This window comes from Haloterrigena salina JCM 13891 (assembly GCF_000337495.1).
Taxonomy (GTDB): domain Archaea; phylum Halobacteriota; class Halobacteria; order Halobacteriales; family Natrialbaceae; genus Haloterrigena; species Haloterrigena salina.
Window position 1 is genome coordinate 1 of the sequence record NZ_AOIS01000044.1, and the last position, 18,455, is coordinate 18,455.

17 protein-coding genes, 1 tRNA gene and 2 pseudogenes are annotated in these 18,455 nt (G+C 61.7%); 5 read left to right on the forward strand and 15 right to left on the reverse strand.

The genetic code is table 11. The annotated features are described in order from the left end of the window. The 8 genes and pseudogenes from C477_RS12455 to C477_RS12485 form a co-directional block, all read right to left on the reverse strand. A partial coding sequence (locus tag C477_RS12455) for a DUF7845 domain-containing protein (RefSeq protein ID WP_152423320.1) occupies positions 1-1,570 on the reverse strand: 1,570 nt, incomplete at its 3' end. After that, positions 1,545-1,883, reverse strand: a complete 339-nt coding sequence (locus C477_RS12460; RefSeq protein WP_008894855.1) for a hypothetical protein — start codon at positions 1,881-1,883, stop codon at positions 1,545-1,547. The genes C477_RS12460 and C477_RS12455, both read right to left, overlap by 26 nt. Then, the gene (locus C477_RS12465; protein ID WP_008894856.1) at positions 1,880-2,386 is read right to left on the reverse strand and encodes a hypothetical protein; all 507 of its coding nucleotides are present in this window, start codon (positions 2,384-2,386) and stop codon (positions 1,880-1,882) included. The genes C477_RS12460 and C477_RS12465 overlap by 4 nt, the downstream gene beginning before the upstream one ends. Before the next feature lie 179 nt (positions 2,387-2,565). Beyond that, positions 2,566-2,760 (reverse strand): annotated as a pseudogene (locus C477_RS24550) (DUF7563 family protein); the annotation flags it as partial. A 194-nt stretch (positions 2,761-2,954) separates the two neighbouring features. After that, positions 2,955-3,025: transfer RNA gene (locus C477_RS12470), tRNA-Pro, on the reverse strand. An 82-nt stretch (positions 3,026-3,107) separates the two neighbouring features. Beyond that, the gene (locus C477_RS12475) at positions 3,108-4,022 is read right to left on the reverse strand and encodes an RNA-guided pseudouridylation complex pseudouridine synthase subunit Cbf5 (protein ID WP_008894857.1); all 915 of its coding nucleotides are present in this window, start codon (positions 4,020-4,022) and stop codon (positions 3,108-3,110) included. Positions 4,023-4,025: 3 nt separating this feature from the next. After that, positions 4,026-4,601 carry a (d)CMP kinase gene (cmk, locus tag C477_RS12480; RefSeq protein ID WP_008894858.1) on the reverse strand — a complete coding sequence of 192 codons (576 nt, stop codon included), beginning with the start codon at positions 4,599-4,601 and terminating at the stop codon, positions 4,026-4,028. A 152-nt stretch (positions 4,602-4,753) separates the two neighbouring features. Further along, positions 4,754-5,719 carry a DUF106 domain-containing protein gene (locus tag C477_RS12485; protein ID WP_008894859.1) on the reverse strand — a complete coding sequence of 322 codons (966 nt, stop codon included), beginning with the start codon at positions 5,717-5,719 and terminating at the stop codon, positions 4,754-4,756. A gap of 324 nt (positions 5,720-6,043) precedes the next feature. Between C477_RS12485 and C477_RS12490 the strand changes: the two genes are divergently transcribed. Next, the gene (locus C477_RS12490) at positions 6,044-7,489 is read left to right on the forward strand and encodes a DUF7289 family protein (RefSeq protein ID WP_008894860.1); all 1,446 of its coding nucleotides are present in this window, start codon (positions 6,044-6,046) and stop codon (positions 7,487-7,489) included. Positions 7,490-7,494: 5 nt separating this feature from the next. On the opposite strand, the gene C477_RS12495 is transcribed toward C477_RS12490, so the two are convergent. Further along, a complete protein-coding gene (locus tag C477_RS12495) occupies positions 7,495-8,142 on the reverse strand; it encodes an adenylate kinase (protein WP_008894861.1) in 648 nt (215 codons plus the stop codon). 59 nt (positions 8,143-8,201) lie between these two features. Here C477_RS12495 and C477_RS12500 point away from each other — a divergent pair, with 59 nt between their 5' ends. Continuing rightward, the gene (locus C477_RS12500) at positions 8,202-8,624 is read left to right on the forward strand and encodes a hypothetical protein (protein WP_008894862.1); all 423 of its coding nucleotides are present in this window, start codon (positions 8,202-8,204) and stop codon (positions 8,622-8,624) included. A 46-nt stretch (positions 8,625-8,670) separates the two neighbouring features. On the opposite strand, the gene C477_RS12505 is transcribed toward C477_RS12500, so the two are convergent. After that, positions 8,671-8,961: an amphi-Trp domain-containing protein gene (locus C477_RS12505; RefSeq protein WP_008894863.1), complete on the reverse strand. Its 291-nt coding sequence runs from the start codon at positions 8,959-8,961 to the stop codon at positions 8,671-8,673. 433 nt (positions 8,962-9,394) lie between these two features. Between C477_RS12505 and coxB the strand changes: the two genes are divergently transcribed. Together coxB and C477_RS12515 are read left to right on the forward strand one after the other, a co-directional pair. Next, a complete protein-coding gene (coxB, locus tag C477_RS12510; protein ID WP_008894864.1) occupies positions 9,395-10,384 on the forward strand; it encodes a cytochrome c oxidase subunit II in 990 nt (329 codons plus the stop codon). Then, a complete protein-coding gene (locus tag C477_RS12515) occupies positions 10,381-12,858 on the forward strand; it encodes a cbb3-type cytochrome c oxidase subunit I (protein WP_049914521.1) in 2,478 nt (825 codons plus the stop codon). The genes coxB and C477_RS12515 overlap by 4 nt, the downstream gene beginning before the upstream one ends. A gap of 257 nt (positions 12,859-13,115) precedes the next feature. Here the strand turns inward: C477_RS12515 and C477_RS12520 are convergent, their stop codons facing one another. The 3 genes from C477_RS12520 to C477_RS12530 all read right to left on the reverse strand — a co-directional run bounded on the left by C477_RS12520 (position 13,116) and on the right by C477_RS12530 (position 16,711). Then, complete coding sequence (locus tag C477_RS12520; protein ID WP_008894866.1) at positions 13,116-14,789, reverse strand: S8 family serine peptidase; 1,674 nt, start codon at positions 14,787-14,789, stop codon at positions 13,116-13,118. A gap of 103 nt (positions 14,790-14,892) precedes the next feature. Further along, positions 14,893-15,210, reverse strand: a complete 318-nt coding sequence (locus C477_RS12525) for a DUF7410 domain-containing protein (RefSeq protein ID WP_008894867.1) — start codon at positions 15,208-15,210, stop codon at positions 14,893-14,895. Between the two features lie 97 nt (positions 15,211-15,307). Then, positions 15,308-16,711, reverse strand: a complete 1,404-nt coding sequence (locus C477_RS12530) for a hypothetical protein (RefSeq protein ID WP_049914522.1) — start codon at positions 16,709-16,711, stop codon at positions 15,308-15,310. Positions 16,712-16,854: 143 nt separating this feature from the next. Between C477_RS12530 and C477_RS12535 the strand changes: the two genes are divergently transcribed. Then, positions 16,855-17,118, forward strand: coding sequence for a cytochrome C oxidase subunit IV family protein (locus C477_RS12535; protein ID WP_008894869.1), 264 nt, complete (start codon positions 16,855-16,857; stop codon positions 17,116-17,118). A 151-nt stretch (positions 17,119-17,269) separates the two neighbouring features. Here C477_RS12535 and C477_RS23550 read toward each other — a convergent pair whose 3' ends face one another. Beyond that, positions 17,270-18,052: a hypothetical protein gene (locus C477_RS23550; protein ID WP_152423319.1), complete on the reverse strand. Its 783-nt coding sequence runs from the start codon at positions 18,050-18,052 to the stop codon at positions 17,270-17,272. 270 nt (positions 18,053-18,322) lie between these two features. Next, positions 18,323-18,455, reverse strand: a pseudogene (locus C477_RS24310) (nucleic acid-binding protein); the annotation flags it as partial.

An 18,455-nucleotide genomic window follows, 5' to 3' on the forward strand; every position in this document is an offset into this window, starting at 1 on the left:
CCGTCGGATCGTTCCCCGACTTCGTCCACTTCTCGAGGGCCTCGGCGGCGATCGTGCCGACGTTCTCGAAGCTATCGGCCTTCAGCCTCGAGAGGATCGTATCGATACGCATCCGTCGAGGTTCGCCCTGGTCGTCGAACTCGAGGTCGGCGCCGTTCTCGGAAAGCCACTGCTGGAACGGAGAGGACTCGGCGACGTGATCGGCCAGCCCCATGAGGTGCTGCATCCGATCGGCGTAGCTCTCGATCGCGTACTCGGCTGACTCGACGAGCGCCCGCAGTTCCTCTCGGTACTTCCGGGCCCGAAACGACACGTCGCCCTGGTCGAGCTCGAGAACATCGCCGAGGTCTTCGATCGCCCGGTAGATCGTCGCGGGATGCTTGCCCAGCTGGTCGGCGAGACCGCCGACCGTCGCACCGCCATCCGTCGCGACCGTCTCCGTGACATCGCGGGCGGTCTCGCCCATATCCCGCAACGTAGTCATCAACAGNCCGCCGACCGTCGCACCGCCATCCGTCGCGACCGTCTCCGTGACATCGCGGGCGGTCTCGCCCATATCCCGCAACGTAGTCATCAACAGGTGGTCGCTCTTTGCCTCGAGGCGCGGTGTGGGATCCTCGTAAAGTTCGACCAAGTCGTCTCGAGCGACAGCGTCGAAGTGATCGTCGGCGACGTAGACGCCGTTTCCATCGGGACCGAGCGGGATGTCTTCCCAGTGGAGCGCGTTCAACAGCGTCTCCTCGATCTGCTCGGTCACCTCGTGGCGATCGGCCCACGCCCATGCCTCGTTGTCGTTCATCGACTTGTTCACCAGCNGATCTTTCGAGACCGCGTCCGGATCCGCCAGCTGGTAGATCTCGAACTTTCGCCCGTAGGTGTGTCCCGGCAACAGCTTACTCGATGACGCAGGATTCAGAAACAGCCGGTTCTGGTGATTGACTACTTCCTCGTTGTCGATATGGAGTTCTGCTTTCACGCCCTCGAGGTCGGAGAGGTAGTGCGCGACCTTCTGGAGGACTCCGGCCGACGAGAGTTTTTCCGCCCACTCTCGGCGGATCCGTACGTACCGCTCGTACGCCCACATACGGCTCCCCGAGTGCGGCTCCGTCCGAAAGTACTCGGGATGGACTCGCTCTTCTGCGTGCTCGAACACGGCTGCGTAGAACTCTGGTAGCAACTCGAGACCGCGCTCGGGTTCGATGTTGCTCGTGTGGAACTCGACATCGACGCCGTCGACGGCGCCGACCTGATTTTCCCACGGCAGCTGTATCGGATCGCCGCTTTCCCAGTGGCGCATATCCGGGAACCGGGGCGAAATGTTGTACGACGCCTTCCGTTCGCCGCGTCCACGGCCCACGATGTCCCATTCGTACAGCCGCTCAACGTCGATCCCGTCGGACAGCCGCGGGGCGAACCCGGACTTGCTGTAACTGATCTTCAGGTGCCACGGTTCGCCGTCGATCTCCGTGTCGATCTCGAGGTAGCCCTCGAATGGTGGCCCGAGCATCACTGACGAGAGTGCGTCGTACGGACCGCGGCCCCAGTCAGGCCACTTCCACCGGCCCTCGATCTCGTGGGGTGTCGTCTCGACTTGCGACNCCTCGCTCCTGCTCGCGTTCGAGCAGGCCGGTCAGCACCGCAACCGGGTTCCACCACGTCGCACTGCCACAGCGGTAGCAAACGTGTTTGAACGACGTGCAGTCGGTCGCCTCGAGGGAGATCGGATCGGCCTGCGGATGCTGACCGATCTCCTCCAGATTGGCGCGCTTGACGCGCGTCCGCCCACAGCCCACGCAGATCGCGTCAACCGGGATGCCAATCTGACCGGCGGCCGCGCTCGCCAGCTCGGCCTCGAGGTCGCGTCCGTCGCGATCGGCACTCATCGCGATCCCTCCAGGATCTCGCTGGGATCGAAGACGCGAGCCCAACTAAATTGGACGTACTCTTCGCTCCGGTCTTCGCCTGCTGACCGCCAGCCGTTCGTCACGGTCTCGATAAGATGGTCGACCTGCGTCGCGGGAACGACCTTCATCGCGATTAGCTCGCGATCGTGTGGCGCACAGATTGCGAACAGGTAGACCCCGCTACACTCGAGCAATGCCTCGTGCTGGCCACGCCGTGGCTGGAATCGGCCGCGGCGTTGCTGCTGACCGTAGACGACGGAGACGGACTTGATCTCGACCGGCGTTCCGGACTCAAGGAGGACGATACCGACGAACGGCAGCGTCTCGTTCGGTTCGATGAGTTCCTCGGCGATCGCGTCGTAGTGATTAGCCTCTGAGTCGGGAACGTAGCGGAGCCCAGGGACTTCCTCGAGAACGACCGTCTCGGATCGATCGCCAGCCTCTCTCGAGGCAGCGAGTCGTGACTGATCCGAGTGGCTCATCGGTCACCCCGCATGCAAGCTGTATTCGCAGGAACTGAGAATTCAGTCTGAGTTTCTAACTGCTTGAGCGCACGGTGGGCGTCGGCATCGGTCGCTTGATGGGCCGGATGGGCGATAGGCGTCCGATTCTCGACGTCATAGAGTTCGCTCGCAGGAACGAACTCAGACATCAGGCTCNCCGGAATCGCGACGTCTTCGCCCGCAGCGGACCCGCGGCTCAGACGCGCGTAAGTGTCACACTCTCCGCAGCGATGGGCTCGATTGCGGTTGTCACCGAAAACCCGACAGAACTGGTCCGAAACGTGCGCTTCGCAGTGTTCGCACGTTGACTCGCTGTCGACCGCCGGCCACATGGCGATCGTCACGCAGACCACCTCCGGTCGGTCTGTCGGCTACGTGGTAATATACCGAAACCGAGAATTGGATTTTCGGTCGGCTCGAGGGTGCGAGCGGCTAAGAGTTGAACACTTGGAGAATTCGAAGTGGGACCGNCCGAAACCGAGAATTGGATTTTCGGTCGGCTCGAGGGTGCGAGCGGCTAAGAGTTGAACACTTGGAGAATTCGAAGTGGGACCGCCGAGAATTGAACTCGGGTCCTACGGACCCCATCCGCAGAGGATACCACTACCCCACGGTCCCGCATGTAGACCCAAGCCCGTCTGCCGTTTAAGGGTGTCGTTTCGATCCAAGTGTGTTATAAAGTTACGTAGCCCCGCTCGAGTCAGACCAGCACGCGCTCGAGATCCACAGTCACGTCGCGATTCGCGTCGTCGACGAACTCGCCGAGACACACTGCGGCCCCGTTAGGGGTATAGCAGGCCACCAGATCGCCGGCCTGCGCGTCGTCGTCGGTCTCGATCACGCCGGGGTCGTACACTGTCGCGCCGTTGGCGACCTCCCGGGCCGCGCTCGGGGCGATCACCACGCCGGGGAGCTCCTCGAGGATTCGTTCGGCGGGGTCGACCACGTCGAACACGGCCTCGGGGTCGTCGTCCTCGCGCCAGTACGCTAACGCGTCGAGGAAGTCGTGGGCCGAGTGGAGGTCCCGGTCGTCGAACGGCGAGGTCGCTGTCCGGCGAAGGTGGCCCATGTGGCCGCCGGTGCCCAGCGCCAGCCCCAGGTCGTGACAGAGCTTCCGAACGTAGGTCCCGCTCTCACACCGGATGCGCACCAGCAGCCGGCGCTCGTCGGTCTCGAGGACCTCGAGGTCGTAAATCTCGCGCACGCGAAGGCGCCGGGCGACCGCGCTCTTGCGCGGCGGCTTCTGGTAGATCGGCCCCTCGAACTCGGCGACGACCGATTCGGCGTCGGCCGGTACCGGCGCGTGACACTCGAGGACGGCGACGTACTCCTTGGAGCCCTCGAGGAAGACCTGTGCCAGCCGGGTCGCCTCGCCGAGCATGACCGGGAGACAGCCGGTGACCTTGGGGTCGAGCGTCCCGGCGTGGGCCGCCTGTTCGATCGTCGCGTCGGGGGCCCGGTCAGCCAGTGTTTCGTCGACCGCGTCGCGTAACCAGCCGCTGACCTGGTGCGAGGACGGTCCCGGCGGCTTGTCGAGATTGACGACGCCGAACGTGAGCAGTTCCGCGGGCGTGCGGTCGTCGGGCGGACCGCGGAGGCGAGAGCAATCGGCCATCGATCAGAACTCGTTGTCGATCTCGACGTAGGCCTGCCCTTCGTCCGCGTCGGCCTCGTACACTTCGACGGCGGTGACGAGCATGTCTAGAACGGCGTCGGGCCCCCAGCGGGCCGTGTTCACCGAGAGATCGTAGATCGTCAGATCGCGGATATCGATCCCGTAGTACTCCTGGTAGCGTTTGGCCTCACTGGCCTCCCGTGCCTGCGTCTCCTCGGTCGCCCGAGCGGGATCTTTCTCCTCGCGTTCGGCGATCCGCTCGCCGCGGACCCGAGGCGGGGCGTCCAGCCAGAACCGGAAGTCCGCCTGCTCGCCGGCCAGCCAGCCCGCCAGCCGAGACTCGAGGACGAGACCGTCGCGTTCGACGGCGATCTCGTAGAGCCGACGGTCGAGGTCGCGGTCGATCTGGTCGTTCTCCTCGGCGAGCTTGTTGAACTCGAGGGGCGTGTAGCCGCGCTCCTCGGCGAGTTCGCGAAAGATATCGCCGCCGCTGACGTGTTCGAGGTCGAATCGGTCGGCGAGTAACTCCGCCGTCGTACTCTTGCCGCTTCCCGGTGGACCGGAGACGGTCAGTAACATATTCCATCTGCGCGGGGCCGAGTCAAATGGGTTTTGAATCGTTCGACGGTCCGACGCGTTGGACGCGGTCCCGCGGGTTTCGGGCCAAGAACGGACGGAAAATGGAGTCGTTCGGACGTCGAGACGACGCCCCGGTTGCCGTCGGGACCGGATCAGGCGCTCGAGGGGGACATATTGATATTCAGCGCCTTGCGAAGCAGCTGGCTAAAGCTCATCGAGCACAGGAAGTACCAGACGATCCAGGCCCGCATCGGGCCGAGAAGGGTCGAGTTCCACCTGACCTCGCCGGCCAGCGGCATAATTACCGACGCGTCGCCGCCGTCGAGTCCGCCGTTCTGGACCTTCCAGTACATCCAGAGAAACAGTGGGATGGTTAGTAGCATGATCCAGACCATCGGTCGGATCTGTTCTTTGAACATCCCGAGGTTCTGGGCCATGGCCTCCATCTGCTCCTCGCGGACTTCCTCGAGTTCGTCCTCGAGGCGCTCGATTTCGGCCTCGCTGGCGCCGCGCTCCTCGGCTTCCTGCTTGCGCTCGCGGACGTCCTTCTGTTTTTCCTGCATGGCCTGCATGCGCTCCTGATACTTGCCCATGATTTCGGGGTTCATCAGGTTGGCCTGCAGCAGCGTCGAGTACAACCCTGTCAGTAGGGCGACCGAAAGGATTACGGCGTAAAACGGCAGCGCTGCGTCCAAGGGACCGAGTACGATGTTGATCGTACTGCCGACGGTCTGCTTGACGGAATCAATCCAATACCCGAACATCAACAGCAGCGAGCCTATCCCGGCCAGTTTGTCCCATTGTGACCAGCTCGACTCTTCGTCGTCGATTTCGACGTCGGCGGCGGCGCTTCCGCTTCCGCCATCGCCGTCACCGTCGCCATCGAGAGCCCTGTCGTACGCCTCTCGGTCGGCGATCTCGAATCCTTCGTCGCCGTCGACCAGTACTCCTTTCTCGATCAACCGGCCCCATTGACCGCTCGTCAAGTCGTCGTTGACGTCGGCCCAGTGGACCTCGCCCCCGTTCCGGTCGGCTGCCTCGCGGATGGCCTCGAGGGCCGCCGTCATGGAGGAGTCCTCCCGGACGAGGTCGTTGATTTTCTCCGCTGTACGCGTCATCTGCTTTGGACTAGGTCCCGTTCGGTATACAAGTGTTTATCTTCGGTGGGCCGATCGGATCCGTCACTTACGCTGGCAGAACGCAAGACTGTCGCCGGGCGAATGCGTCGACTGCGGTACGATAGCTACTATCGTCCGATCGCAACCGCGTAAAAACAGTGCTACAGAAATTAATATAAACTATTTTGAAATGTGTGTTCGATCGATTGTATTATGTAGCTGATAGTCTACTGAACGGATATGAGTGCGCCGCGTGGAGTCGGGACGACAACAGCGACGGAACGGGGCCAGTCGACGTTGATTGGAGTCGTGTTGTTGATTGGGATGGTCGCAGCCGGTAGCCTCGGAATCTTTCTGATCGCCGGTGACGCGATCACCGGTGCGGAACAACAGTCCGAACAGGAGCGAATCGAACAGGCGTTCGTCGAACTGAGTAACAGCATCTCGTCGTCGTCGGGATCCGGGGACGTCTCGGAGTCGATGGAATTACACGCCGGCGATCGGGGGGCGATCGCCCACCACGACTCGGCGACGTACGAAATCTGGACGCAGAATTATAACAAGACAGACAATAATACCGTTGCGAACGGGTCGATCGGGACCATCGAGTACGTGGGTGAAGACGGGACGAAGATTGCGTACGAGGGCGGTGCGGTCTTCCACGAAACGGGGGTGCGAACGCGAGTCCTCTCTTCGCCGCCGATCGACTACGAGCACGAAACGAGTACGCTATCGTTCCCCGTCTTCGGGCTCACCGAAGACAAAACGATCAATTCAGGCGATATCACGATCAAACAGACCAACGTCGATCGCGAACCGACGACGTACATCCAGAACGATCACGTCTTCGTCGAAATCAAAAGCGAGTACTGTCGCGGCTGGCAGCAGTACTTCACGGAAGAGGCGGGCGATACGACCCTCCAAGAGTCGTGTTACGGCGGCGAGAACGAGGACGGGACGGTGAAGGTGAGACTCGGCTACGACGATATCTCGAACGCGTTCTCTTCGGGCGTGGCAGTTCCCTCCGAAGATAATATCAATGACAAGAAGAATACGTTCGATGATATCGCGTCGGGTAAACAGTATCAGCCCATGGACGAGACGATACTGCAACTGACAGATGACTTTAAGAACGGATCAGCCGAACACATCGATGGGACCGGGGTGTACACCGAAGGGGACTACTACGCGGAGGAGTTGATCAATCCGAATCTCGAGTTCAACCTTTCCGACGGCGATGCGGTGCTCGCCGTAGATGGGGACGTCCGAATCGACGACAACAGCGGTGGAATCTCCGTCTCCGACTGTGGCCCCGACGGAGAGGGACAACTGAAAATCTATGTCGAGGGCGACCTCGTCATGAGTAAGGGCGAGATCCAACCGAACTGTGGTGGGGACGGTGGCATCGAAACGATACAGGTCTACGGGATGTCGACGACTGGGATCGATTTTCACTCGAATCCAACATTCAACGGATTGATCTACGCTGCGAGCGACAAAGACCCCGCAGATGATGGTTTCGACGGATGGCCGGTCGAAGGATCGAAAAAGCGCAATGATAACTACCAGTTAAACTTCCAGGGAGCAAACGAATTCAAGGGATCCGTGGTCGTCCATTCGATAAACACGGACAGTAACCTAAACGGCGTCGACGACGTGACCCCCGAGGATGACGCAGTAATCGAGCCGATACCGGACGGATACGCACCCGCGCCGCAACTCACCTACCTCAACCTCGCCGAACACGAGATCGAAGTCAAAAACAACTGATCGACTTACGCCGCGTCTTCGATCGTCGCCTTCACGTCCTCCCAGACCTCGTCGGGCGCACGCTCGCCATCGACGCGCTCGAGGTCGCCTTGCTCGTCGTAGTGTTCGATGACCGGTTCCGTGTTCTCGTGGTAGACCTCGAGACGGTCGCGGACGGTTTCCTCGGTGTCGTCGTCGCGCTGGATCAACTCGCCGCCGCACTCGTCGCAGACGCCCTCCTCTTCGGGCTGGTCGTACTCGACGTGGAAGTTGGTGCCACACTCCGAACAGACGCGGCGTCCGGTGAGTCGGTCGACCAGTTCCTCCTGGCTGACATCGAGCATGAGCGCGAGGTCGAGGTCGGTCATGCCCTCGAGTTCCTCGGCCTGCTCTAGGTTCCGCGGGTAGCCGTCGAGGACGAAGCCGTCGGCCTGGGAGAGGGCCTCCTCGACGATGGCGTTGACGACCGCGTCGGGGACGAGTTCGCCCCGATCCATGTACTCCCGCGGGGTGTCGTACTCCGTGTCCATATCGGAGATGTCCATGTCCTTGTTCCCACGGAGGGCGTCGCCGGTGGTGATGTGGTCGACGTCGAACTCCTCGGTGATCTTGGCGCTTTGGGTCCCCTTGCCTGCCCCGGGCGCACCCAGGATCAGAATTCGTGGCTGTGCCATATCCATCCGTTCACCGGCGTCGCATAAAGGCTTAAAGAAACGACCACGTCCGTTCCGGTATGACTCGTTTCGACGCAGCCGAAGCGACCGACCGGCGAAAACTGTACGTCGATGCTATCACCGCCCACCGCGAGCGCGGACGCGGTTTCCTGACCCTCGAAGCCGACGCGACCGACCTCGAAGGCGATAGCGACGATGCCGAGTCCCCCGACTCGGCCCTCGGCGCACCCTGGATTCAGTTCGCAGACGGCACGATCAACGTCGACTGTACCGACGACGAACTCGACGCGCTCAAATCCGTTCTCGGGGAGTTTCCGGCGTTCAAGATCGACGAGATCAATCGGCCGGAGGACGCCGAGGGCGCCAACGTTCGGGTGAGCGCGAAGGCCGATCCGAACCGGATCGCCCAGTGTCTCGACGCGATCTTCCAGCGGGTGTACGAACTCCCCGAGGACGTGCGGGTCTGGGTGGTCGACCTTTAGTCCCTGACCCGTCGCGTTTCGTCTCGCCCGTCGGTCGGCGCAATCGCTAGTCGATCGTCAGCTCACCGTCATCGGATCGATCCTCGCCTTCCTCCCACTCGAGTTCGAGCTCGAGTCCGAGTTCGCCTGGACCCTCGGGCGCCGAACTCGAGGTCTCGCGTTCGGCCTTGATCTCGAAGGTGGGTCGTGACGGCGGCGTCATCGTCACCGACTCCCCGCCGGCCTCGAGACTGATCGGGTCGCCGCGCTCGAGGCTGTCGGCAACCGTTCGGAGGTAGTCGGCGATCTCGGTCCGATCCATCTGCCGTTCGAACTCGAAGAGGACGTCTTCCGGCATAGGCCTCCTACGGTTCGAACGGTATAGAGTATTCCGCACGGCCAGGTCGCGCGTGCGCGAATCAGCCGCCGATCGATGCCGATGAATCGACCGTTCTCCGACAGCGGGATTCGTCACGGCGGGCCGCGATGACTGATGGCCGAACACGTTCGCTCTCGTGCCGAAAATCGGCCGATAAGCTGTCCGTGAAAGAACACGATTTCGACGAACAACGACAGAAAAAAGACCCTCGACTCTAACCGAATGTTGAGGGACTGAGAGGTGATGGCACGATGCAGCGTAGACGGGACGGTCGGAGTCACCGGACGGACGACCGGTGAGCGGCGACTATCGGGCCGTTTCCAAATAGATAAGTGCTCCCGGCCATCATCCTCCGACATATAAGCGGTCTTCAAACGAGGTGAACACAATTTACAGCGCACTAACGACCCCGATGCCGTTGCAGCAGACACGCGTCGACGTGTTCGAGGAGATCTTCCTGGTGTTTCTCGGACTCGGGACGCTCGTCGGTGTCGTCGTAATTTCGTATGTCTTGTACAACGCGTACAAGTATCGAGACGACGGCGAGCCGAAAGACGACGAGTCGCTGCCGACGCTCGGGGAACTACCGACAGGTGGAAAGGGTGGAAAGAAGCTGTTCCTATCGTTCGGTATCAGCGCCGTTATCGTCATTTCGCTGGTGATCTGGACGTACGGGATGCTCCTGTACGTCGAGGATCCCCAGGACGAGTTCGACGAGGAGCCGGTCGAGATCGAAGTCGTCGGTGAGGAGTTCTCCTGGACTTTCGAGTACGAGAACGGCGTTGAAACGTACAGTCCAATGCGTGTCCCGGCCGATAAGCCGATCGCGATCCAGACGACGTCGGGCGACGTCTGGCACACGTTCGGCATACCCGACTTACGGGTGAAATCCGACGCGATTCCGGGCGAGTACGACGAGACGTGGTTCATGGCCGAGGAAACCGGTGAACACGAGATCAAGTGTTTCGAACTCTGTGGTGAGGGACACACGGGCATGACCGGCACCGTGCAGGTCATGGAAGAGGAGGCGTTCAACGAGTGGCTCAACGGTCAACTGACGCTCGACGTCGAGATCGTCGACCAGAACGAGACGCCGGTCACCGAGGGCTACGAGATGACCCTCGAGCACACTCAGAACGACCAGTACGAGGAGGACCTCGTACACACGTACACCGCCGACGACTTCGACGAGAACGGGACGATCAGTCTCGATCACGAGGATCTCCAGCAGGGCGGCGAGTACAACGCGACGATCACGTTCGAGGACGACCAGTACGAGACGGTCGAGAAGACCATCGACATCGACGGCCCCTCGAGCGAGACCTTCACGGTCGGAAGTGCCGACGAAGGCGATAATGGAAACGGAAACAACGAGAGCGACGACGGAGGTGACGGCGAATGAGTGATCTACCGCCGATGACGTCGGTCAAGCGGTGGCTGGTCACGACCAACCACAAGGACGTCGGGATCCTCTATATCGCGACGGCCCTGTTCTTCCTCCTGCTCGGTGGCGTCCTCGCGCTGCTCTTCCGTGCGCACCTGTGGGCGCCCGGCGGAACGGGACTGCTCGAGACGATCGAGTTCAACCAGGCCGTCACGGCCCACGGGCTGTTGATGGTCTTCTGGTTCCTTTCGCCGATCGCGTCCGGCTTCGCGAACTACTTCGTCCCGCTGCAGATCGGTGCGAAGGATCTGGCGTTCCCGCGACTGAACGCTCTGAGTTACTGGTTCTACCTGTTCTCGGGCGTTCTGATGGGAGTCTCTTTCTTTCAGGGGACGACCTTCGCCGGCGGCTGGACGATGTATGCGCCGCTGAACGTCCCGTCGTTTAACACGGTAATGGAGGCGACGGCCGGCGGGAACGCGACGGTGCTCGCGCTCTTGCTGTTCGTCATCTCGATCACGATCGGGACGGTGAACTTCCTCGTCACGATTCACCGTTCGCGTGCGGAGGGCCTCGGCCTGTGGAACATGCCGATGTTCACCTGGTCGTGGCTGCTGACGGTCTGGATGATGCTGTTCGCGTTCGCGGCACTGCTGGCTGCGCTCCTGTTGCTCTCGATCGATCGGGTGATGCTCACGCAGTACTTCTCGACCGATCAAGGCTCGAGTCTGCTGTGGGCGCACCTGTTCTGGTTCTTCGGGCATCCGGAGGTGTACATCGTCTTCTTCCCCGCACTGGGGATCATGTTCGAGACGTTCCAGACGTTCACGGGACGACGACTCGTCGGCCGCAAGTGGGTCATCATCGCGATGGTCCTGGTCGCGGTCCAGTCGTTCCTCGTCTGGATGCACCACATGTTCCTGTCGGCGATCAACCTCGAGATCAAGACGCTGTTCATGGCGACGACCATCGGGATCTCACTGCCGTTCGACCTGATGGTCTTCGCGCTAATCTACACGATGGTCAAGGGACGCGTGCGGTTTACCACGCCGTTCCTGTTCAGCCTCGGGGCGCTCGTCCTGTTCATCCTCGGCGGCATCACCGGGGTCTTCCTCGGTGCCGTCGTGCTGGACTACGAGTTCCGCGGCACCTACTGGGTTGTCGCTCACTTCCACTACGTGATGGTCTCCGGCGTCACCGCGCTGGTCGGCGGGATCTACTACTGGTGGCCGAAGATAACTGGGAAGATGTACTCCGAGACCCTCGGAAAGCTCAACTTCGCGGTCTACTTCATCGGGTTCAACCTGCTGTACTTCCCGCTGTTCCTCGCCTGGGAGACGCCGCGACGCGTCTTCCACTACAGCGAGGGCGCACAGATCTACCATCAGGCAGCGACCGTCGGTGCGTTCATCTTCGGCGCGTCGTTCCTGATCATGCTCTTCACGCTCGGGAAGAGCCTGCTCACGGGTCCCGACGCACCCGATAACCCCTGGGAATACTCCCGTACCGCCGAGTGGGCGATCCCCTCGCCACCGCCGCTGGAGAACTGGACCGACCGACCCAGCTACGCCAGCGGTCGCCTCGAGTTCGTCGACGACGCGGCGGCTGCGACCGACGGCGGCGTCGCGACCGGACACGACGAAGCGACGGCCGTGGACACGACCCACGAGGAACACGCCGACCACGCCAGCATCTGGCCCTTCGGCATCGGGGTCGGCACGTTCGTCCTCTTCCTCGGCCTGTCCGGAATGACGCCGTACGTCCACAAGTTCATTCAGGGCACTGAACACCCGCCGGAACACCTCGCCAGCGCCGCGGCCGAGCCGAGTATCACGTATCCGATTCTGTCGCTTCTCGGCGTCGGAATCCTCGGTGTCGCGCTGTTCAAGTTCGGCGTCGAGGAGTTCAACGTGCCCGAGATGGCGGTCGCCGAACGCTGGCCGTTCGGCGGCGTCGGCAACACGAAGCTCGGCGTCTGGGTCTTCCTGGCCTCGGACGTCGTCGTCTTCGGCGGCGCGATCGGGGCGTACGTCTTCATGCGCCTCCACAGCGGCTGGGGCAACTGGCACCTCGACACGATCACCATGGCGGGGCTGTTCAACACCTACGTCCTGCTCACATCGAGCTTCACGGTGATCCTGGCGCTGGCCTTCGCCGAACGGAAGAACAAGAAGGCCATGCTCGGCTCGATGGTCGCGACGGTCCTGTTGGCGTTCGTCTTCATGGGCGTCAAGGCCTTCGAGTACAGCAGCAAGTTCGCCGACGGTCACTACTGGTTCAGCGGGATCGATTACTCGATCTACTTCGTCACGACCGGGCTCCACGCACTCCACGTGATCCTCGGCGTGCTCGTCGCGCTGTTCATGATCTACCGGATCATCAGCGTCGACGCCTACCTGGAAGACCACCGACCGGTGGAGTTCTTCGGGCTCTACTGGCACTTCGTCGACATCGTCTGGGTCTTCCTTTTCCCGCTGTTCTACCTGATGTAGCGGCCCTGCGGCCCGCTACACGATTCGATTCGGTTGATTTTTTCGCGGCGCTCGATCGACTGTCACCATCGCGAGTCACGACCGTCTCGTCCGTGTTCAGTGGCTCGTCATCGTCGACCGTCTCATCTCCGCTCGACGGCGGCCGGTGAAAAGCGGACGTTCGAGATACCGGCCGACGCAGTTATGACTCGAGCGAGCGTGATTACGACGCCACGATTCTCACCGCCGACGGACGTCAGCCGAACCGAGCGGGGCGATCACGGGTCGTCGCGAGGGGTCGAGAATCCGGAACGGAGGGCCCAGAGACACACCGTGACGATGACTATCACCACGCCACCGAGGAGTGCAACGAGACTCGACGGCGTCCCGTCGGTGTGCGTCTCCGCGGATTCGCCGGCGGTCGTTCCGACGGGGCGTCGATCGCTCGAGACGAGCGCGTTTGCCGCCGCCTCGGCGTCGACGATCCCGTGACCGTAGCGGATCTCCGTCTCCGATTGTGTCTGTGCCGTCTCGGGTATCCAGGCCGTTCCGTACAGCGCGTCCTCGATGTCGTCGGGCGTCGCAGTCGGATCGATCGAGTGGAGCAAGGCGACCGCCCCGGAGACGTGCGGGGTCGCCATCGACGTCCCCGGCAGCGACTGATAGCCCCCGGGAACGGTGCTCGTAACCCGAACCCCCGGGGCGACGACGTCGGGTGCGGTGTACGACGACGGCCACGATTGCAGCGGCGTTTGCCACTCGGATCGGTTGATCCGTTCGCCGCCGGAAAACGCCGGAACGACGCCGCTCTCGTCGACTGCACCGACGCTGACGGCGTCGTAGACGTTCGCAGGCGAGTTCGACGTCTCGACGCCCTCGTTTCCGACCGCCGCGACGACGACGGCGCCGCTGTCCCTGGCGTTTCGAACCGGCTCGATCAGCGCGTCGTGTCTGCCGTTCGCTCCGAGGCTCATACTGATCACGTCGGCCTCGGACGCGAGCGCCCACTCCACGCCGGCGACGATCTGTGCGAACGAGCCGCTCGTCCCACGGAGGACGAGCCCGTGGAGCAGCTCCGCCTCCGGGGCGACGCCGATTCGAGTGCCGCTCGCGGTTCCACCGGCGATGGTGCCGCTGACGTGCGTGCCATGCGTTCCGGAATCGTAGGGCGTCGACCCTTCGATGCGGTTCCCGTCGGCGTCGAACTCGGCCCAGCCGCCCGGATACGTCGGATCGGACGGATCGTCGGTGTAGAGCTCGAGGTCCGGATGCGTCGCGTCGATTCCGGTATCGAGGACGGCGACGCGGACGCCCGCGCCCCGGGTCTCGTACTCGTCCCAGACGGCAGGCGCGTTCAGTAACTCGAGTCCGGCGGTGGGTCGCGGATCGGTAGCGGTGGCGTCGGCGGGTGTCGGAGTGGGTTCCTCGCCGGTCGTCGACCCGAAGGCGGTCGAAGTCGACGACGGCTGCTCGGGGATGGAAACCTCGAAATTCTCGTGAACCGCCTCGACCGCGGAGAACCGAGCGAACGTCTCGAGGTCGACCCGCTCGGTGTCGACGGTGAGCAACACGGCGTTGGCCACCCAGAACTCGGTCTCGACGCTGATGCCCGCGGTTCGGTCGGCGTAGTCGAGCAGCGGTTCCTGGCTCTCCTCGGCATGCTCCGCGAGGTACTCGTCGGCGTCGTCAGCCGGGATCGCGTCGGGAATCGTCGGCTCCTCGAGTCGGACTACGACCTCGACCGTGCCGTCGGCGGACTCGAGGGAGTCGTCGATTCTGATCGACTCGTTGTCGGTCGTCTCGTCGTCGGCGTGTCCGTCGGCCAGAGACACGCCCAAGCCGCCGGCGGCGAGGATGGGTACCGAAAGTGCCGTCGACAACATCAGACAGACGAGAACGACGGACCACAGCCGATTGGAGTCCGGACTCGAGTCCGGGAGGGAAGGCGCCATGATGCCCTCAGAAGCAGCCGTCGAATAACAATGTTCTGGAGAACTGACTGTCTTCGAAACGGAACGGTCGGCGAGCGACGCCGCGAGTCAGCGTTCGAAGCGGTCAGCCGGCCCAGACGAGCGCGTAGATAAAGGTAAACAGAAAGTACGTGAGAAACACGGAGACGGCCGCCTTGACGTGGAAGGTGAAGAGTTCGTACTCTTCGTCGTCACGGACGTCCTCGACGGCCGCCTGCTCCTCGTCGCTCAGTTCGTCGGGGTGGGCGACGTCGAGATGGTACGTCGCGTACCGCTGGGCGCGAAACGGTCGCCCGCAGTAGGGACATGTCGTTTCGGGCTCCTCGCCGGCCGGAACGTCGTACTCGGACTCCGTCACCGGTTCGGGGTGCAGATCGACGTCGGTGAGTTGCCCGGCGGTCATGCGTTGGCCTCGTGTTGGGAGCACGCGAAGAAGTGTCTACCGGTGTTCGATGGGCTGTGGAGTGAGGCTCGTAGGACGCGCCGGAGACGATACCGGCTTAGCTCGGCACGTACGCGGCTTCCGCGCCGGGAACCGAGACCAGATACAGGCTGATCATCGTAAAGAAGACCATGACGACGATGAAGGGGTACTGGCTCCGGATCGCCTGCAGTTTGCCGGGGAACAGGTCGAACGAGACGGTGTGAGAAAGCCAGACCGCGAGGATGTGACCGAGCAGGATCCCGGCGATTTCGACGTAGCCGAACCACGACGTCAGAGCGTACTTTGTCGGGTTCTCGGGCGGGTTCAGCGGCGCGGCGACGGTGTCGATCAGCGACGGCCACAGCGAGATCGAGAAGCCGGCGTAGTGGGCGAAGTGATAGCCCGCGGCGATCGCGAGCAGCGGAGCCGCGAACCGGAGTCCGAGGTATCGCCGCGAGAGGTACGTCTCGGCGCGCTCTCGGGTGCGTTCCGCGGCGATCCAGTAGACCGCCCAGAAGACGCCGAACCCGGCCAGCAACAACACGAGATAGACGAGCCGCGGCGGGAAGCCGAGCCCGACCAGCGCCTCGACGGTCCGGGCGCCGGGCGCGGTCACGACGAAGCCGCTGTAGGTCAACTCCCAGACCAACGCGAGCACGAACGCGACCAGCGAGACGTCTGTCACCACGTCGTCCTCGCCCAGCCTCGCACCCGGATATCGCAACTCGAGGCCCTCGTCGGTCCGCTGGATGGGTGCGACGGCGCCGTAGAGCCGGAACCAGACCGAGAGCGGGTCGCCCTTCCGGAACCACGTCTCGGGGGTGAAGGCGACCGCCCCGCCGATCGTGAACGCCGAGTAGGCGACCACGACGGCCACGAGCGCGCGCGGCGAGCTACTCAGGGGCGCGACCAACTCGAGCCAGACGAGCGCGAGCAGGCCGCCGACGGCGGGCCAGGAGCCGAGCCGGTCCGGGTAGGTCGCGTAGCCGTTGGGAAGCGCGGTCGCGATTCGCCGCCACGGGTTGAGCGCGGGCCACGGGTTGCCGACGACGTACGTCCCGAGGGTCAACAGCGCGCGGCCGCCGACGAACGTCAACAGCACGGCCGCGCTGAAACTGCCGTTCGGCGGCCCGAAGAGTCCGACGACGATGACGAATGCGAGCGCTCCGATGCCGATCGTTCCCAGCAGCAACGACCCGGCCGTTCGGAGGCGCTCGAGCGGCAGGGAGAGCGTATCGTCGTGGTACCGACCGATGGTCCGCCGGTCGGTCACGAGCATCGTCAGTACCGCCGACGCGCCGATGACGCCGCCGCCGGTCGCGAGGTACAGCCACGTCGGCACCGACGTATCTCCCCGGCTGCCTCCGAGTCCCGCCGCGACGTTACTCGCCGCGACGACGCCGGCGCCGGCGCCGACGGCCAGTACTGCGAGCACGCAGGCGATCCCGACTCGGCGGGCGAACACCGAACGTTCACTCATTAGTAAACGGTTGGACTGCGCTCCCATCTACGTGTCGTTTCCCTCAAGCGCCGGCCGTGAGATCGCGCCGAAAAGGCACCGCGACTCGCCGACGTCGATCGTTTGAGGAAGGTATAAGTGGCCGTCATCCGCATTGTACACCAATGGCTGATATTCGGAAGTACACCCTCATATACATCGCACTGGTGGCGCTGGCGACGGGGAAGTTCGTCTTCTTCCACGTCGAGGCGATCAAGTACCAGATGGCGCTGATCGGAACGATCATCCTGGCGATCATCAAGGTCGGGTTGATCGCCGGCTACTTCCAGCACCTGAAGGAAGAGCCGCGGTCGATCAGCTACATGATGGCCACCGCCGTGTTCATGGTCTTCCTGCTGACTATCGCGGCAGGATACTCCATCCAGTAGCCATACTATTGGCTGTCTGATTTGATTATATCTGTCGCCATAATGATTTAATGGCGTTTTTATTATTGGTGTGGAACCTCAATTTAATAAATGATAGGTCCAGTTCCAACTATACTATGAGGATAACAATGTTTGTAGGCGGATTATTATCCTATTCTGGGTCTACGCTTTCCGATAGTTTCCAATGGTTAGCTAACTGAGGAACATTAATTACTACACCTGGACCATATGTGAAACTGAGACTTGATTTAATACCCGTTGCTGCGTAAGTGTGTTTATACCGGAATGCAACCCCAACTTCTGGATGAGGGTCCGTACGTAGAATATCCGTTTGCAGGTTTACTGTAAAATCCGGATACTTGGGCTCAACCTGTCCCTTGTAATCTACTTCACCACCGATCCCATAACGGGCGTAGTCGTCAATACTCGCTTCGATAGTAGGATTACCAGGTACTGATTCCTCTTTATGAACACCATACGTGATATTTTCACGGGTGCGGTTCGGTGAGGTCCAGTGACTATTATCCCAATCTAATGAAAAACCATCATTGATTACATTCGATCCTTGTATCCAGTTATTAGTTCCCCAACGCAAGTTAGCTACACCAGTAGCAAGCCAACGATCGTCTTCTACATGCACCAAAGATGCATGAACACTTGAGTTACCCTCATTGTAATAGTCTGCTGGAGATATACTACTACTCTGCTCATTCCCCTGCTGGTTTGTAGAGATCACGTAGCGGACATCGTTCTTGTCGAGAAGGACACGTGCTTCTTCGGTCTTACCTTTTCTTAGTAGTTCTGCAACTTCCTCATAAATCCCAATTTCGGTGGCCGAGATTTTCTTGTCACGGTCACTTGCACTTGCTGTTCCTGTGATACCGACCGCTCCTAGTGTTCCTACCGTCTTAATTAACCTTCTTCTTCTTACCATCGCATGATAGAATATATATTAATTTCACATAAATCTTATTCCTGTCTTCAGAAATATATATATATATACTGTGTTACCGTGTTCATGGTCTTCCTGCTGACCATCGCGGCGGGGTACTCCATCCAGTAGTCGCGTTCGCCGTTACCGACGACGGTTCTGGGATCCCAGCATCGTCCGCTATCAGCGTTACTTCTGTTTGGCTCGAGTGTCGTTCCAGTTTTGCCTGACTCGAGCCGTGCGTCCGTTCCTGAAATCTCGAGGAGTGGTCCCTCAGACGGGCTCGAATCGGTAACCGTCCCAGTCCTGGCTCTCCGGCTCGCGGATGCCGGCGCCGGGCTCGCGGAGCTCATCGACGTAGACGGGTTCGACTTCGTCGCCGGTCTCGATCTCGTCGGTCGTCACC

What these genes read in the sequence shown, in the direction of transcription:
- C477_RS12515 (WP_049914521.1), top strand. Translation starts at nt 10,381, where the DNA reads ATGAGTGATCTACCGCCGATGACGTCGGTCAAGCGGTGGCTGGTCACG.
- coxB (WP_008894864.1), top strand. Translation starts at nt 9,395, where the DNA reads ATGCCGTTGCAGCAGACACGCGTCGACGTGTTCGAGGAGATCTTCCTG.
- C477_RS12535 (WP_008894869.1), top strand. Translation starts at nt 16,855, where the DNA reads ATGGCTGATATTCGGAAGTACACCCTCATATACATCGCACTGGTGGCG.
- C477_RS12500 (WP_008894862.1), top strand. Translation starts at nt 8,202, where the DNA reads ATGACTCGTTTCGACGCAGCCGAAGCGACCGACCGGCGAAAACTGTAC.
- C477_RS23550 (WP_152423319.1), bottom strand. Translation starts at nt 18,052, where the DNA reads ATGGTAAGAAGAAGAAGGTTAATTAAGACGGTAGGAACACTAGGAGCG.
- C477_RS12525 (WP_008894867.1), bottom strand. Translation starts at nt 15,210, where the DNA reads ATGACCGCCGGGCAACTCACCGACGTCGATCTGCACCCCGAACCGGTG.
- C477_RS12485 (WP_008894859.1), bottom strand. Translation starts at nt 5,719, where the DNA reads ATGACGCGTACAGCGGAGAAAATCAACGACCTCGTCCGGGAGGACTCC.
- C477_RS12465 (WP_008894856.1), bottom strand. Translation starts at nt 2,386, where the DNA reads ATGAGCCACTCGGATCAGTCACGACTCGCTGCCTCGAGAGAGGCTGGC.
- C477_RS12495 (WP_008894861.1), bottom strand. Translation starts at nt 8,142, where the DNA reads ATGGCACAGCCACGAATTCTGATCCTGGGTGCGCCCGGGGCAGGCAAG.
- C477_RS12490 (WP_008894860.1), top strand. Translation starts at nt 6,044, where the DNA reads ATGGTCGCAGCCGGTAGCCTCGGAATCTTTCTGATCGCCGGTGACGCG.
- C477_RS12505 (WP_008894863.1), bottom strand. Translation starts at nt 8,961, where the DNA reads ATGCCGGAAGACGTCCTCTTCGAGTTCGAACGGCAGATGGATCGGACC.
- C477_RS12475 (WP_008894857.1), bottom strand. Translation starts at nt 4,022, where the DNA reads ATGGCCGATTGCTCTCGCCTCCGCGGTCCGCCCGACGACCGCACGCCC.
- C477_RS12520 (WP_008894866.1), bottom strand. Translation starts at nt 14,789, where the DNA reads ATGGCGCCTTCCCTCCCGGACTCGAGTCCGGACTCCAATCGGCTGTGG.
- C477_RS12530 (WP_049914522.1), bottom strand. Translation starts at nt 16,711, where the DNA reads ATGAGTGAACGTTCGGTGTTCGCCCGCCGAGTCGGGATCGCCTGCGTG.
- cmk (WP_008894858.1), bottom strand. Translation starts at nt 4,601, where the DNA reads ATGTTACTGACCGTCTCCGGTCCACCGGGAAGCGGCAAGAGTACGACG.